Below are 16,022 nucleotides of genomic sequence, written 5' to 3' on the forward strand. Positions count from 1 at the left end.
CTCAGGAATACCTGCTTCGCGAGACCGATCGCAATTTATCACTGGTCGAACATCGATCATCCGGTCTAGCGGACACAGTCGCGTCGGATGAGGTCGGCGGCCTTCTCCGCGACCATGATCGTCGGCAAGTTGGTGTTGGCGCTGGGCACGCAAGGCATGACCGAGGCGTCGACGACGCGCAAGCCCCCGAGCCCGATAACGCGACAATGCGCATCGACGACCGCATTGGCATCCTCGAGCCGTCCCATGCGGCATGTGCCGGCGACATGTCCCATCGGCGCAATGGCACTCAGGATGTCGTCGTCGTTCAGCATCCGCCGGCGTCGGCGGTTGGCGATCCAGAAACCAGGCGCTAACCGGCGCGACAGAACGAGACGTGAAATGGACGGCGGCGCGTTCAGCACCAAGGATGCGCCCAGCGCGGTCAACGCACCGGCAAGCCCGGTCTTTCCGAATTGATTGAGCGACATCACCGGCGGCAGCAGAAAGGCGTCATGGTAGTGCTGCCCGAAGAGGGGATCGGCGAGCAGGCTTTCAGCGAAACGAGCGGCCTGCAGAATCCGCGGCGCATCGCGCGGATCATCCAGGAAGCGGAAATCGATGGCCGGAGGCGCTTCCGGCGCGGCATTGGCCAGGGCCACTGTGCCCTGCGAAAACGGCGCATACAGCGCCGCGCTGAACATGGCGAGATCGACACCGAAACTGTGGGAACTGACCCGGCCAATCGCCGTCAGCACCAGATCACCCGCCGGGCAATCCGCCAAACCCGATGAATGCCGCACCCCGGCCAGCGCAAACCGGCGCAACGCTGCCGGTAGCCGCGCGCGCGCCGGCAGCGTCATCGCGATATGCAGATAGGGATGGTTCTGCAGGTTCTGCCCGACGCCGGGGCGGTGCAGGCGCGGCTCGATGCCAAGGTCGCGCAGCGACTCGGCGTTACCGATGCCGGCGCGCATGAGCAAGGCCGGCGAATGGATGGCGCCGGCACTGAGGATGACCTCGCCTGCCGCGAGTTCGCGGCTCGAGCCCGCCTGCTCGACAGTGACGCCCGTGGCGCGACCATTCTCGATTCGCAGTGCCCGCACCGTGGCGCCCGCAAGAATGGTCAGGTTTGATCGAGCGCGCACGGCAGCGGTCAAGTAGCGGGACGCGGTCGAGGAACGCTTATGTGCCGTTGCGGCATTGGGCATAGCGAAGAAGCCGCAGCCGGGCGTCTCGTTGATGTCCTCGATATGCCCAAAACCACGGGTCTGCATCGCCGCCTCGATGGCACGCACAAAGCCCGGCCATTCCGCGCGCGGCGGGATACGGATCGGATAGGGACCGCCCGACGATGGCTCATCGGCATGCGCCTCGGCCCGATGGAAAAAGGGCAAGACGTCCGGCCAGTCCCACCCCTCAGCACCGGCCTCGGACCAGCGTCGATAGTCCGACGGCATGCCGCGTAAGGCCCACATACCCATGATGCTGGATCCGCCACCCATGATTCGTGCCTGGGGATAGGGATGGAGCCGTCCGCCCTCCCGTCGACGCGCCTGCAACTCCGGCCAGAAATATTCTGGGTTGAGGCTCGAACTCGGGAAGGTGTCGTCGATATCAGCGGGCGTGGCATCCGGCGGCGTATCGGCCCCTGCCTCAAGCAGGACCACGCGGTTCGCCGAGTTCTCGGATAAGCGCGATGCCAGCACCGCGCCGGCACTGCCGCCGCCGACAATGACATAGTCCGCGATCATGCCGGATACCCGCGAGCCGTCAGCGCTCCCGCCCATTCCGCCATGAACTGTCCTCCCTCTTCCCGGCAAGACCACAGTCCACGTCGCACCGGCTTGCGGCAAATAAGAATTAGTCCATACTGGATAAAAATAAATTCAGCATGGATATTCTGCGGCATGAACGAAGGAGAGCTGCTGAGAGTCATCGGTTTCCTCGACCGGCTCCGCGAGCCGTTCGGCGAGCTATTTCCTGTTACCCAGCAGGATCCGACCTGGGCCATCGCCACCAGCCTGGTGACCGCGCAGCTGCGCGGCGAAATCCTGACCGTCTCCGCACTGGCCCAGGTCTCGGGCGTGCCTCACGCGACGGCGCTGCGCCGGATCAATGAGCTGATCGCGAGCGGCTGGATCATTCGGCTGCCACGCACGCGCACGGGCAAGAGCTTCACACTGCATCCAGGCGAGCCGATGATGGCCGCCTTCACTGGCTATGCTCGGCACATCAAATCCGTGCTGGCGCAAACCGTCGGCGTGCGGTCGAGCGCCGAGAACGACGAGGATTTCAGCTTCGGCGTCAACCGCATCGACACCTTTCTCGCGCCGCCCCCGAGCATCATGCAGCGCACGATCGACAGCGGCCGGACTCTGCGCTTCCTGCTGCAGGACGATGCCTTCTTCGCTGCGATGCGCGACCTCTGGGCCGATTGGCGCAACAACCTGGCATCTCGCCGCGACTTCGATCTGCTGAAGCTGGACGACATGTATGAGCGCGCCGTGGCCAATGCACAGCGTCCAGTCTCCGAATACGACGTCATCACCCTAAACGCGCCCTGGCTCGGCTCCTTCGCCGAGAGCGGACGAGTGCAATGCCTCGATGCACATCTGCTGAATGTCGGCATCGATTCGCTGGACTTCGACCCATCGGTCTGGGCGACCGGGCGGTGGGACAGCCGTCAGTACGGTGTGCCGATTGTCTCTTCGATCGAGCTGTTTGCCGCACGCACCGATCTGTTCGCCGAGAAATCGCTCAACTTCCCCCGGAGTTTCGACGAGGTGATCGCGGCGGGGCGGAAGCTGCACGCGCCCGCTGAAGGCCGTTTCGGCATAACCTGGAACGGTGTGCGCGGCATGCCGATCGCGTCCAGCTTCATGTCACTGGTCGGCTGCTGTGGCGGCGCCGTGCTGGAGGGGCCACGTGGTCCCGCCACACACCGGGCGATCGACTGGAGTGCAGCCGAACTGATGCCGTCCCTGGACAGCGACGCCGCGCGCGCGGCGCTCGACTATATGCACCGGCTCTGCACCATTTCGCCGCCGGACGTTTTGGATCTCAGTTGGGATCCCTCCGTCGAGCTGTTCCTGACCGGTCGCGCGGCGATGGCCTATGCTTGGTCCATGCGCGCGGTGCGCTTCGAGGCGGACATGCGCTCGCGGGTCAAGCGCCGCGTGCGCTACCTGCCGCAGCCGGCGGGGCCGCGCGGCGGCAATATCACGCCGCTCGGCGGCTTCCTGCTGGCGATCCCGGCCAATCTGCCGTCCGACCGCGTCGAGGCCGCCGCGGCCGCGATCGGCAGGATGACCTCACGCGAATCTATCCAGAGCCAGATCAACAATGGCTTCCCTGTCCTGCCGCGCTTCAGCATGGCCGCCAATCCCGACACGACCGCGGGCTCCCCGATCGTGCGCGCCATTGATCAGATGGCTCGGCGCGGGCAGCTTCAGGCTTGGCAACGTCCAGCCGTGCCGGGTTACATCGCCGTCGAAACGATCATTGGTGAGGAAGTGCATGACGCGCTGACCGGTCGTAAACCAGACGCGGCGGCTCTGAGCGATGCGCAGCACCGCATCATGGCAGTTCTGAAGCGGGAGCGGCACCTGACCAACGTCAAGCGGTCATGACCGCCGTGTCCGATCCGGCGGGATGTTGGCGGACTTGGCTCGATGACTTTCATTCGCGAACCATCACACGAGATATCGCATCGCGGTCGTATAGATGACCTCGGGAGGGCGCGGCTTCGTCGTCGCCTCGCCCCTAACATCTCACCAACCAGAAAGTCGCTCCAGAACTGACCGGTCGAAGGGCGTCCGAAAGGCCCGGCGCTTCGCGCGATACGTTCGACGATTCGGACAGACGCGAGGTCTCTTATCCATCGTGCCTCGCTGAAAAGTCCAAAACGGACAATTCCATCGTTGCGTCTCCTGCGGTGGGCTGTTGTGCTCCCGCCTGACGGACCAAGAGCTATTGCAACGGGTCCGTGTCGCAACAAGAAAGTTGGAGTGAGGAAATGTCTCAAGACGATCTTGCGACGCTCAAGACGCGTGTCCAGGCATTGGAGGATCGAAACGCGATACTCGACACGCTGAAGCAGTATGGTCACGCCCTCGACTACGGTGACTTCGACCGGTTGACGGACTGCTTCACGGCCGACGCGGTGCGGGAGACGAGGCGACCGGATGGCTCGGTCAATCGATGGGAAGGCGTTGCTGGCACCAAAGATTTCGCGAGCCGCCATTCGCATGCTCCTGAAATTTTTCATAAGCACCTCGTTCTCAATAGCCTGATCGAATTGCACGGCGACACTGCAGATGTCGTGAGCTACATGTTCCGCTTCGATCCGCGTGACGGCGAACCGTCGTTCGTCTGGGGGATGGGGCGATATCTGGATACGCTGAGGCGAGATGCCGATGGCCGCTGGCGCATCATGCGGCGCGTTTCCGAGATCGAAGATCAATGGCCTGGTCGATTTGTATTGACTGGACATCAGGTGAAAGCTTGAGCGCCCGAAGGCCAACGAGCACTGTTGATTTCCAACGATTTCCGGCCCTATTCGCCAACTGGCGCCGGAAGCTGCTGCCGCGTCCATTCCTACATCACAGCGGGCTCTGTCCAAGCAGGGTACTTACGTGCGGACACTGGCAGTGAATATCGACCTGCCGTCCAAGCAAAAGCAGAACAACGATGAGGGAAACGTCCATGATGCTTCAGGAAGCGAATACCTACTCGATCGCCGGGACGGCTGCCGTGGCGGCAGTCTCGGACGACATACGCCATGCAAATTCGGACCGACGCGAAGTGAGGCGCGTCATCATCTCCGGCTACCTCGGATGTGCAATTGAGTTCTACGACTTCCTCTTGTACAGCACTGCTTCTGCGCTCGTGTTCGGGCCGGTCTTCTTTGGCAACCTCTCGCCGCTGATGAGCACGGTTGCTGCCTACGCGACGTTTGCCGCTGGGTATTTGGCTCGGCCCTTGGGCGGCATCATCTTTGGCCACTTCGGCGACCGACTCGGGCGTAAGAGCATGCTCGTCATCACAATGTGGATGATGGGCATCGCTTCGACATTGGTGGGTCTTCTGCCTACGCCCCAGACCATTGGCTGGGCGGCTCCTGCGCTATTGCTGCTCATGCGCATCATCCAAGGCCTCGCGGTGGGCGGCGAGTACGGTGGAGCATTGATGATGGCCATCGAACACGGTGATCAGAAAAGGCGGGGGCTTTTTGCGTCGCTCATCCACATCGGTGCGCCGACCGGAACCTTGCTCTCGGCGCTCGCATTCGGGCTCGTCAAACTGCTACCCGAGGACCAGTTCCTGCAATGGGGATGGCGCGTGCCCTTCCTCTTCAGCGCTCTGTTGCTGATCATTGGCGTCTACATCAGAAACCGGATCAGCGAGTCACCGCTTTTCCTCGAGGCTTTGAAGCGCGAAGGTGAAATGAGCCGATTTCCTCTCGCCCATCTACTGCGCTTTGAGTGGAAGGCCGTTATTCTCGCTGTCGTCACGGCAGCAGGACCCCTTGCCGTCTTCATCGTTGGGGCAACCTTCACACAGACCTATATCCGGAATCTGGGGTTGGACTCGAGCATCGCGCTGTTCGCGCTCGCGTTCGCAAACGGTGTCAACCTTGTGTGGTTCCCGGTCTGCGCTCATCTCAGCGACAAGTATGGACGCAGGCCAGTGTTAATCACGGGCTTCTTGCTTTCGATTCTGCTGATTGGGCCCAACTTCCTCCTGGTCTCGACGGGTGATCCGATCCTGACTGTCCTCGCCTTCTGGCTTTTGGGTTCGTTTGCAGCAGGCCTGCTCTATGGACCCATGGGCGCCTTTCTGAGTGAGAAGTTCAGCACCAAGACGCGCTACACCGGCGCCTCCATCGGCTATCAGCTTGGCTCGACCCTGGGCGCTGGCCTCACCCCACTGATCGTGACGTGGATTTTCGCCTCTACGGGGGGAACCAGCGTTGTCGGAGTTGGTGCCTTCCTGGCAGTGTTCTGTCTCATCTCGATGCTTTGCGTCGTGCTGTCGCCAGAAACACGCCAGACCGACATCTCGCACTGACGCCGGTTGCGCATCAACTCAGTCCGACATCCGCTTCACCAGGGGAACACAATGACATCATCCGAGCTGCGGCAGAAGCCATTGTATCTGCTGAAACGTAATTCGATGATCAACCAGGAGCAATTCGGCAAACATTGGTTCGAGGTCCACGCAGCGGTTCTTAAGTCGATCCCGGAATGGCCTCGGTTGCGCAGCGGTTACGTGCAGAATCATCTGATTGGTTCGGGTCTCCTGGGCCAATTGCCGTTCCCCTATGACGGGGTGGCGCAGGTCTACGTTCGTCCAGGCACCGAGGGTGGCCCGTCCTTTCCCGAGATGCCGGTATTCCGGGAGCGCGTGATCCCGGATGAGGAGGCTTTCCTAGATCGTAGCCGCGTTGTCGTTCTCAAGACGCTCGAGCACGTGATCCTTCCGGGTGCTGGCGCCGTGAAGGTATTCGTCTTCCACCGCCGGCGTGCAGGTCTGTCGCAGCAGGACTTCAGCAACCGCTGGCGCACCGTGCACAGGGATATCGTGCTGGCTCAGAGAGACTTCGTGCAGGGACTCCGCGGCTATCGGCAGGATCACACGATTTCAGGCGCAACGCGGTATCTGGCAGGCGGAGTCGTGCCTGTCGATGAGGAATTCGATGGTGCCTCCGAATTCTGGTTCGATTCGTCAGAGGCAGCAAAAGCGGCCTTCAATGCGTCGGGCTACACGAGGGGAATTCGTGATGATGCATCGAACCTCTTCGATTTGAGCCGCGAGATAGCATGTCTTGTCGCCCCCCGGGTGATCCTTCCTGAATGAGCACGCAACGCTGAAGACTGGGTCTTACAGTCAAAGTCGGCCGACCCACTCTCGCCCTTCCAGTCATGGAGAAACGGATGACATCGCCAATGAGTTTGGAAACGTCACGGAGCGCTTGGCGTTTGATGGCCGTGGCGGCCGTGACAACTATGATAGGAATCACAACGACTGCCGGCCAAATGGCGGCGCCGTTACAGGTCCCGGGGCCGATTGTGGCGTCAGGCGCCAAGCTGGAAAAACTATTCGATGGGGGCTTCTGGACTGAAGGCCCCGCGGTTGGCCCCGATGGTAGGATTTATTTCTGCGACATCACCATGACGTTCGCAACTCGGATGGATGCGGGGAGTATTTGGGTCTTCGATCCTGCCACCAACAAGACCTCTATCTTCCGTTCACCAAGCGGCATGGCCGCTGGGATCAAATTCGATCGCGAAGGACGAATGATCGTCGCGCAAGGCGCCGATTTTGGGGGCCGTTCTATCGTTCGCACGGACAGCAAGACCGGTCGAACAACGATAATCGCAGGGCTCTATAAAGGACGCCCTTTCAATGCACCGAACGACCTCGACATCGACGATCAGGGTCGTATCTACTTTACGGATCCCCGCTATTTTGGTCATGAACCGATCGAGCAACCGATTCAGGGAGTCTACCGCCTCGACACGGATGGCTCCGTCCATCTCATCCTTGCCGATGTTGCCAGGCCGAATGGCATTGTGATTTCGCCCAATCAAAAGACCCTGTACGTTGCCGAGCTCGATTCTTTGGTGTCCGACTTTCGCATCGACAAGGTCCCGCAGCGGAACGGCGCCATGAGACTATTGGCATATGACTTGGCCGCGGACGGGACGGCGAGCAATCAACGCGTTCTTGCTGACTACGGCAGTGAGATCGGCCCTGACGGCATTACCGTTGATGCGCGGGGAAATGTCTACGCTGCGGTGTCGGCGGCGAGTCGTCGCGGCGTGCGTGTCTACGCACCGAGCGGCGAGGAGATCGCATACATTCCCGTGCCTGACGAACCCGCGGTGTCTAACGTCGCGCTTGCCACTCGTGACGGCCGAACGTTTCTCTACATGACAGCGAAGAACAGTCTTTATCGGATCGAGACGTTGATCCCCAGTCGATGACGTGAGCGGCATTCGATTTCGCGTTGCATCCAACCTCTTCTATATGAACCGCTCGATTGCATGTCTTGTCGACCCCGGGTGATCCGTGAACTGCACGGCGACCACGAAGTGGGGTGGTATCGTTCCGCCACTGCCGAGTCCTATTCGACTGCACAGATCATGGCGCTTGTGGCTGGGTCCTCTGACATGCTCTTCGGCGCGCGGTTCAGGTTCGAATTCTGGCGACGCCCTCCGCGATACTCTGATCGCGCGCAGTCGACGTGTACCAATGACCGGCATTGGGCTACATTCGGCACGATTGACGAGCCAAGCGCGGGGGATCGTAGTTTGGCGTACAAAATCGGGCGACTGCGGAGAGAGTGGGAGTCAAACCCACGATTTTCGACTATTCCGCTTCGAACAGCCGAGGCCGCGCATAAGCACTCGCCCGCCTTCTGCCCTCGCAAATTCGGAATCATGCACATGCGCCACAAGCTCGCTCAAGTTAGTCGTAGCGAGATTTTTCTTGATATCCCGGTGCACACGTCGTGCACACGTCGCCCTCTAACCAGTTGAACAACTTGAACTCTCGGTCCAATCCATCATGGGCAAGTTTGAGCTAGCTCCAGCAATCGATGTCCAATTGGAGCCAATTCAAGGAGGTTTCGTCCATCACCTCTTCCCATGAGCCACGGCACGGAGAGAGTGTCAGTCAACCTCCATTGAAATATGTACCGTTTCTCAATTCAGCACAGAGCAACCTACGATCTTGGCTACGGTAGCGACGCCCCACTTCAAGCATCAGGGATAGATGACCCGTGAAGTCATCGACTACTTCTCTCAAGTCCCAGACGCCTCGCGAGAAAGTGTTCGACGGCGGCGCAAGCTGCCGACAATCGTAGTAATTCAGCATTGGTTTCTTCTGAATGACCCTCCAACGGCAGCCAATGCGGCACAAACGCGCAAAGATGGCCCGATGCCAATTGGGAGCTGAGCATGTCCCAGTCAGTACACGTTCGGGCCTTTCGCGACCTTGTCGGCGACGGAGGCGTCGTTGACGACCCGGAGCGGATGGCTACCTACACGACGGATCAACGCCAGCTCTCCACGGGCTCGACGTTTGCCGTGCTGAAGCCGGCGACGACGAAGCAAGTCGCCGACATCGTGCGGCTGGCGGCGCATCATGGTATCGGAATCGTTCCGCAGGGCGGCAATACCAGCTACTGCGGCGGTGCGACACCGGACGCTTCCGGACGCCAGATTATCGTGAGCCTCGAGCGGATGGACAGGATTCGCGAAGTCGATCCCGTCTCCATGAGCATCTCTGTGGACGCCGGCGCCATCCTGAAGAACGTACAGGACGCCGCGGCGGCCACCGGACTTCTGTTGCCGCTCAGCCTCGGCGCGGAAGGCAGTTGCCGGATCGGCGGTAACATCGGGACGAATGCCGGCGGGCTATCGGTCGTCAGGTACGGAATGACGCGTGATCTGCTGCTCGGAATTGAGGCGGTGCTGTCGGACGGCACGGTGGTCTCCGACATGCGCAAGCTGCGGAAGAACAATACCGGCTACGATGTCAAACAGTGCTTCGTCGGAAGCGAGGGGACTCTGGGCATCGTTACGGGCGCAGTGTTGCGTCTCGCGCCCCTGCCAACCCGCCGCGCGACTGCCTGGCTGAAGCTCGCGAGCGGCGCGCCGCTCGCCGAGCTTCTCGCTCTGGTCCGTCGCGAGTCCGCGGACCTGCTGACCACTTTCGAATTCATGGCGGCCCGATCCATCGCGCTTGCGACCGACGCAATGACCGACCCGCGCTCCCTTGGAGCGGGCCCAGCTGGCGCCGTCCTCGTCGAGTTAGCCTCTTCCTCACGTCATCTCGATCTCGACGAACTGATGGAAGCAGTACTGGCCGAGGCGATCGAGTCCGGATGGATCGAGGACGCACTGCTGGCGCAGAGCGGATCGCAGCGGACCGCGATGTGGCGGCTCCGCGAGACCATCCCCGAGGGCGAGAAGCGCCGGAACGGGTCGGTCAAGCACGATATCTCGGTACCGCTTTCCTCCATTCAGCGCTTCCTAGATCTGGCCGGCTCACAGGTGCGAGCATATGACGCCGACCTTGAGCTTTCCGTGTACGGCCATGTCGGCGACGGCAATCTGCACTACAACGTGCTCGTTCCCGCCGGCGTCGACCGCATCGAGTTCACCAAGCGGATCGAAAGCAGCCTGTCTCTGCAACTCTACGATACAGCCGCAGCGCTCGGCGGCACGTTCAGCGCGGAGCATGGCGTCGGCCGATTCAAGAAGCATCTTCTGGAGCGGTACGGCGATCTCGGGCGCATCGCGGCGATGCGCCGGATCAAGACCGCCTTTGATCCGGCGGACATCATGAACGCTGGCGCGATCGTCTGCCCATTGGGAGAGAAGTCTGCCCGTTGAACCATCGGCCGGCGAGTTGGCGATCCTTTCCAAACGGTGGGTCTTCGGCCGATGCACCTCGATCAGCCAAATCGTCTTGTCCATAAAGAAAGAGCCACTCCGAAGGAGTGGCTCAAGTTGGGGAGGAAACGCCCCTTAGGGACTGCTAAATCGCGATCAGGTCCCGCACGCGGATAAGGATCTTCGAGCACAGCTCCGAGTCCTTTGCTCGCCACGGTACGTCGGGCCTGACGTCCGGCTCGATCTTCAGATGGCGGCGATGTCCAGCTTGGAACCATCGACCAGACGCGACAGCCGGAACGGCGTCGGATCGACGCAAGGCGTGTCGTTTACGACAAGCTCTGCGGCCAGATAGCCGAGCCCCGGGCCCAGACCGAAGCCGTGACCCGAGCAGCCCGCCGCGAGGACGAGGCCATCCACCCCGTCCACCTGCGATACCACGGGCACTGCGTCCGGCGTGCAATCGACGAAGCCGCCCCAGGCGCTATCGATCTCTATTTCGCCGAGTTGGGGGAAGGTTTTCCGGACACTCTCCACCACTTGGCTCTCCAGCCATTTCAAGGGCGGAGGGTCCAGCACGCGATTCTGTTCGAAGATCCGGTCGTCGTTGGTCAGCAGCGCCGGCAATGAATCCGGCCCCGAAACGAACGATTGGCCGATGCCGAGCCTGACGTTCTTCAGGCGACGCAAGAACTGCGGCATGAATTCCCGGCTATACCGGATGGCCTGGGGCGTGATTTCGAGGTTCGCCTTGCCGCTGATCGCAAGCGTGTAGCTGCCGTCCAGTCGGCGCGTAATCGTGCAATAGGGTGTGGAGACCGCCTCGCCTATGTTGATTGTCGGCGTGGAACGCAGCGCGGTCTGCCGGATGCTCGCTTGGGGGAAACTGATCCCGAGCGGCCGAAGGAAGCGCGAGGACCAGGCGCCGGCGGCGCACAGCACAGCACTGGTTCTGATGTAGCCCTTCTCCGTGTGCACGCCCGCAATCCTGCCATTGGCCAAGTCGAGCGCCCGCGCGGCGCATCCCTGGTGGATCGTGGCGCCCAGAACTCTAGCCCCCTCAGCGATAGCCGGCGCGGCGAGCGCAGGTTCGGCCTTGCCGTCTCGCGCCGAATAGGTCCCGCCGACCCATTTGTCGCGCGCTTCGGGGACGCGCTCGGCCACCTCGGCCCGGCTCAGCACGCGGGTATCGACGCCGTACTCCCTGGCGACCTCGCGCCACTTTTCCCAGCCCGCGAGCACAGCCTCGTCATGGGTCGCATAGACGAGACCACAGCGACGAAATCCAAGGTCCCGATTGATATCGCGCGTGAGCTCGTCCCACAGCCGCATGGAGAGCACCGATAGCGGCAGTTCGCGCCGGTCGCGGTTCTGCTGGCGGCACCAACCCCAGTTTCGGCTCGATTGTTCACAGGCGACGTGCCCCTTCTCGAGGAGCGCCACGGAGAGGCCACGCTTCGCCAGGTAATAGGCGGCCGTAGAGCCGAGGATGCCGCCGCCGACGATGACGACGTCGGCCTCGGCCGGGAGACGCTCATCGCTGTGAATGCGATCGACGTGGGGCGACATGGTCCAACGAACCTCGGCTGCCAAGAATGCGGAAGCAACGTTTCCGATCAGCCCTTCATCGCATCGTGCGCTCGGTAGAATGTGCTGAAATCATCCAGGACTTCGCAAGATGTTCGGTTTTCTGGCCGTTTGAGCGATACGAGATGCTCAAGCGCGAGAGTGATAAAATCCGAGAACGGCCTTGGTCTCGAGATACTCCTCCATGCCCTCGATGCCGTATTCGCGACCGTTGCCGGAGCGCTTGTAGCCGCCGAAAGGTGCGTTGGGGTCCCAGTCAGGATAATTGAGATGGACTTGACCCGACTGGATCTGCCCGGCGACGGTTCGCGCCGTCTCCATATCAGTGCCCTGCACGTGGGCGCCGAGGCCGTAGACGGTGTCATTGGCGATCGCGATCGCTTCGTCCACGGTGTCGTAGGGAATGATAGACAGCACCGGGCCGAAGATCTCCTCCTGCGCGATCCTCATGTCGGGACGGACGTTCGAGAAGATGGTCGGCCGCGCATAGAAGCCAGTCCGGAGATCGTCGGGCCGCCCTCGCCCGCCGATGACGAGCTTGACGCCTTCTTCCAGTCCGACGCCGATCATGGTCTGGATGCGCTCGAACTGCGGCCGGTTGGCGATCGGACCATGGGTCGTGCTTTCCGCAAGGGGATCGCCGACCACCAGTTCAGAAGCGGCCGCCGCGGCCAAGGTCTCGACCTCCTCGATCCGTGAACGGGGCACGAGCATGCGCGTCGGCGCACTGCAGGATTGGCCGAGATTGCGGAAGGCGGCGGCGACGCCAAGCGGAACAGCACGGCTGAGATCGGCGTCCGGCAAGATGATATTTGGCGACTTGCCGCCGAGCTCCTGGGCAACGCGCTTGACGGTGGGCGCTGCCGCTTGCGCGACGAGAACGCCGGCGCGCGTCGAGCCGGTGATCGAGATCATGTCGACCAACGGATGCGACGCGAGAGCGGCGCCCACGATCGGACCTGTCCCATTGACGAGGTTGAAGACGCCGGGTGGGCAACCGGCATCGTCCATCAGTTCCGCGAATAGCAAAGCGCTCAGCGGCGATAATTCGCTCGGTTTCAACACCACCGTGCAACCGGCCGCAATCGCCGGGGCCACCTTCGCAGTAATCTGATAAAGTGGCCAGTTCCATGGCGTGATGAGGCCGCAGACGCCGATTGGCTCGCGCATGATCGCGGTGCTGCCGCGCGCGGCGATGAACGGATAATTCGCGAGATTGTCGCGGGCGACGCGGATATGCTCGGCGGCCAACGGCACCTGAGCGCGGCGCGCATAGGTGATCGCAGCTCCCATCTCACACGTAAGCGCCTGCGCGAACAGCTCCAGCCGCTCAAGGAGCAAGGCGTGCATCCGGTCGAGCAGCGCCGCTCTCTGAGCAGGCGGTGTCATGGACAAGGCGGCGAAGGCTCCTCTGGCGGCTGCGATCGCGCAGTCCACATCATCGTCGTCGCCGAGCGCGACGTCGGCGATCGGCTGTTCCGTCGCCGGGTTGACGACAATTGCGGCTGCCGTGACTGATCCGATCGGCTTCCGCCAGTCTCCGTCGATGTAGAATTTTCCGAGAAAGCCGGCTTCCGTCAAATGTCGAATGGGCGAGGTCATTGGAAGCGATCCTTGATCCGGGAATAGGCGCCGATCGGCGGCGGGAACCAGGGGCTGGGAATGGCCCGGCCAGTGCTACCAGCCGCGCATCCGGGGCCATCGGGCGTGAGTCGCGTCGCCGCCGGCGGAGACGACGTTGTACAACTCGTGTTGCGACGCCGTAGCACAGGCGTGATTGGGGAGAATCCTGACCTTCGCGCCGATCGGAAGATTGGGCAAAGCGTGCGCCGACCCGGGCCTGATGGCGAGGATCCCGTGCTCCTGGCTTGCTTGCGAAACGATCAGGTCCGGATAGACCTTGCCGGCCACGTCGCAGACCAGACCATATCCGTGGTCGACCCGCTGCGCCGCGGTGCCGCGGTCGCGCGACAGCGCCATCCATCCGGCATCGACCAAAATCCAGCCCTTCTCGGGCTTCGTGCCGATCACGGTGGCGAGCACCGAGATCGCGATGTCGTCCGTCGTGCAGACACCAACACCGTGCATGACCAAGTCGAAGAACATGTAGACGCCCGCCCGCATTTCCGTGACGCCGGTCAGGTCTTCGGCGAAATGCGCTGTCGGGGTCGAGCCGACGCTCACGATGGGGCATTGGTGCCCGGCCGCCCGCAAGGCCTCCGCCGCGGCAACCGCTACCGCTCTCTCATTCTCCGCGGCCGCGACGAGAGCCTCGGGCGTGAAGAGGCTGTAGGATTCGCCTGCATGGGTGAGAACGCCGGCAAGCTTGATGCCGGCCTCGCCCAGCGCGACCGCGACTGCAATGAGCTTTGGATCGTCCGCGGTCAGCCCGCCGCGGTGACCATCGCAGTCAATCTCGATGAACGCAGTGGGTGTCACACCAGCGTCACGACCGGCGGCGCCGAGCATCCTCGCCTGCTCCGGCGAATCGAGCAGTACCTTGAGGTCAACGCCTGCTTTGCGCAGACGCATCGCTCTTTCAGCTGTGTGGGGCGCCAGACCCACCGCATAAGTCATGTCGCGAAAACCGTGCCGCGCGAAATACTCGGCTTCCGCCAGGGTAGAAACAGTGATCGGCCCCGATCCGGACGGATAAGCCCGTCGCGCCACGTCGATGGATTTCGCGGTTTTCATGTGGGGACGCAGCACGACGCCCCGCTCCGCCATGCGCGAGGACAGGCGGGCGAGATTGCGATCGAGCCGATGCACGTCGAGCAGGAGAGCCGGCGTTGCCAGCGTGCCGAGCGTTGCGGCCGTCTCGGAGTTCTGGTGATCCGTTCCGCTCATCTCCTCGCGTCGCACGTCGATGTCTCCTAGCCGAACGACTGATTGGGAATCGCAAACACGCGCGCCGGCCCGCCTGATGGTGCCGGCGTGCCCAAGATCATTGTGGTGGCATCGCCGACCTGCTCCAGGCCGATGCCTTCAAGCCAACTCCCGAGCTGCGATGTGGCAGAGGTGTCGATGCGGACAAAACCACTGCCGAGCCGCGCGAGCGCAGCCTCGATCAGCGCCTGTGCATCGGTCTCGGTTTCGGCGACGACGGGACCGATGACATGCCCGCGGCCAAAAAGCCGGGAGATGGCGTAGCCGCGGGCCATGCCGTCACGCTGCAGGAGATAGCTATCACCGCTTTGGAGTAGCTTTTCGAGCATCTGTCGTCTCTCCAAGCCCGTAGCGTCGCGATCGAGTCGCATGATCACCTCGAAATCCGAGGCAGCCATTGGCCTGACGAGCCCCGGCGGCGACTCATGGCGTCCTCTGGGAATTCCCTGATGCTGGTGGATGACCCCGATGGGGACGAAACCGCGCCGCTGGTAAAGCGCTTGGCCTTCGGCGGTCGAATTCAGCGCAATGCTTCGTGGACGCGCGGACGTCAGCAACGCATCCATGAGCCGGGCCCCATAGCCACGGCCCTGAGCGGTCTTCGCGACGATGATCATACCAGCGGAAGCATGGGTTTCGCCATACGGCCACCATGCCGCGGTCCCGATCACCGTCCCACCGTGTTCCAGAACAAAGCCTTTGCCCAGCTGCAGCGCGACATCCCAATCTTCGAGCCGATAGGGCCAGGACATCTCCTGCGAGAGCTTCAGGGCGCCTTCCAGGTGTGATCTGGCGAATGGAACCAGCACCGCGGCTCGATCGTCGCGATCTCCGGCCTGGTAAGCTGCGGGCTTCATCATTGGTCGACGTTTCTCTTGCTCGCGGTACTTGTCGCCAGTACCTGATTGACGGCGAGGTCCACCTGATCCTCGCATCGTCCGCACTGTACGTTTCACCAGACAGCATTACACAATTGGACTGGAGCAAAGTTCGGCATAGAATTTCATTGTTCGCGGCTCGACGCGGCCAATCTGCCGTCAGCGGCGGGCGCGCCAGGACGGCGCTCGAAAGCGGGCCGTCAGAGCTGACGCCTCACATGCGGCGGGAGCACCACTGCAAGCGCCAGACGGTGCGGATTGACGTCGGTTATCACGACGTGTCGCG

The 16,022-nt window shown here is 62.2% G+C and carries 11 protein-coding genes; 6 read left to right on the forward strand and 5 right to left on the reverse strand.

What is annotated here, in order from left to right:
* Positions 1 to 65 precede the first annotated feature (65 nt).
* Complete coding sequence (locus tag GGD66_RS39455) at positions 66 to 1,733, reverse strand: GMC family oxidoreductase (protein ID WP_183234872.1); 1,668 nt, start codon at positions 1,731 to 1,733, stop codon at positions 66 to 68.
* Between the two features lie 156 nt (positions 1,734 to 1,889).
* On the opposite strand from GGD66_RS39455, the gene GGD66_RS39460 reads away from it, so the two are divergent.
* From GGD66_RS39460 to GGD66_RS39485, 6 genes are all read left to right on the forward strand, one after another.
* A complete protein-coding gene (locus GGD66_RS39460; RefSeq protein WP_183233412.1) occupies positions 1,890 to 3,611 on the forward strand; it encodes an extracellular solute-binding protein in 1,722 nt (573 codons plus the stop codon).
* A gap of 386 nt (positions 3,612 to 3,997) precedes the next feature.
* Positions 3,998 to 4,489: a nuclear transport factor 2 family protein gene (locus tag GGD66_RS39465; RefSeq protein ID WP_183233413.1), complete on the forward strand. Its 492-nt coding sequence runs from the start codon at positions 3,998 to 4,000 to the stop codon at positions 4,487 to 4,489.
* Between the two features lie 197 nt (positions 4,490 to 4,686).
* On the forward strand, positions 4,687 to 6,051 hold the full coding sequence (locus tag GGD66_RS39470; RefSeq protein WP_183234873.1) for an MFS transporter: 1,365 nt from the start codon (positions 4,687 to 4,689) through the stop codon (positions 6,049 to 6,051).
* 51 nt (positions 6,052 to 6,102) lie between these two features.
* Positions 6,103 to 6,840 (forward strand): EthD domain-containing protein, encoded by a 738-nt coding sequence (locus tag GGD66_RS39475; protein WP_183233415.1) that lies wholly within the window; start codon positions 6,103 to 6,105, stop codon positions 6,838 to 6,840.
* Positions 6,841 to 6,917: 77 nt separating this feature from the next.
* Entirely contained in the window at positions 6,918 to 7,970 is a 1,053-nt protein-coding gene (locus tag GGD66_RS39480; RefSeq protein ID WP_183233416.1) for an SMP-30/gluconolactonase/LRE family protein, read from the forward strand.
* A gap of 975 nt (positions 7,971 to 8,945) precedes the next feature.
* The gene (locus GGD66_RS39485) at positions 8,946 to 10,385 is read left to right on the forward strand and encodes an FAD-binding oxidoreductase (protein WP_244550582.1); all 1,440 of its coding nucleotides are present in this window, start codon (positions 8,946 to 8,948) and stop codon (positions 10,383 to 10,385) included.
* Positions 10,386 to 10,631: 246 nt separating this feature from the next.
* Here the strand turns inward: GGD66_RS39485 and GGD66_RS39490 are convergent, their stop codons facing one another.
* From GGD66_RS39490 to GGD66_RS39505, 4 genes are all read right to left on the reverse strand, one after another.
* The gene (locus GGD66_RS39490) at positions 10,632 to 11,954 is read right to left on the reverse strand and encodes an FAD-binding oxidoreductase (protein ID WP_183233417.1); all 1,323 of its coding nucleotides are present in this window, start codon (positions 11,952 to 11,954) and stop codon (positions 10,632 to 10,634) included.
* Between the two features lie 147 nt (positions 11,955 to 12,101).
* Entirely contained in the window at positions 12,102 to 13,574 is a 1,473-nt protein-coding gene (locus GGD66_RS39495) for an aldehyde dehydrogenase family protein (protein WP_183234875.1), read from the reverse strand.
* A 75-nt stretch (positions 13,575 to 13,649) separates the two neighbouring features.
* On the reverse strand, positions 13,650 to 14,819 hold the full coding sequence (locus GGD66_RS39500) for an alanine racemase (RefSeq protein WP_183233467.1): 1,170 nt from the start codon (positions 14,817 to 14,819) through the stop codon (positions 13,650 to 13,652).
* Between the two features lie 26 nt (positions 14,820 to 14,845).
* Complete coding sequence (locus GGD66_RS39505) at positions 14,846 to 15,718, reverse strand: GNAT family N-acetyltransferase (RefSeq protein WP_183233419.1); 873 nt, start codon at positions 15,716 to 15,718, stop codon at positions 14,846 to 14,848.
* Positions 15,719 to 16,022 lie beyond the last annotated feature (304 nt).

It is taken from the genome of Bradyrhizobium sp. CIR48 (assembly GCF_014198315.1).
In the GTDB taxonomy this organism is placed as follows: domain Bacteria; phylum Pseudomonadota; class Alphaproteobacteria; order Rhizobiales; family Xanthobacteraceae; genus Bradyrhizobium.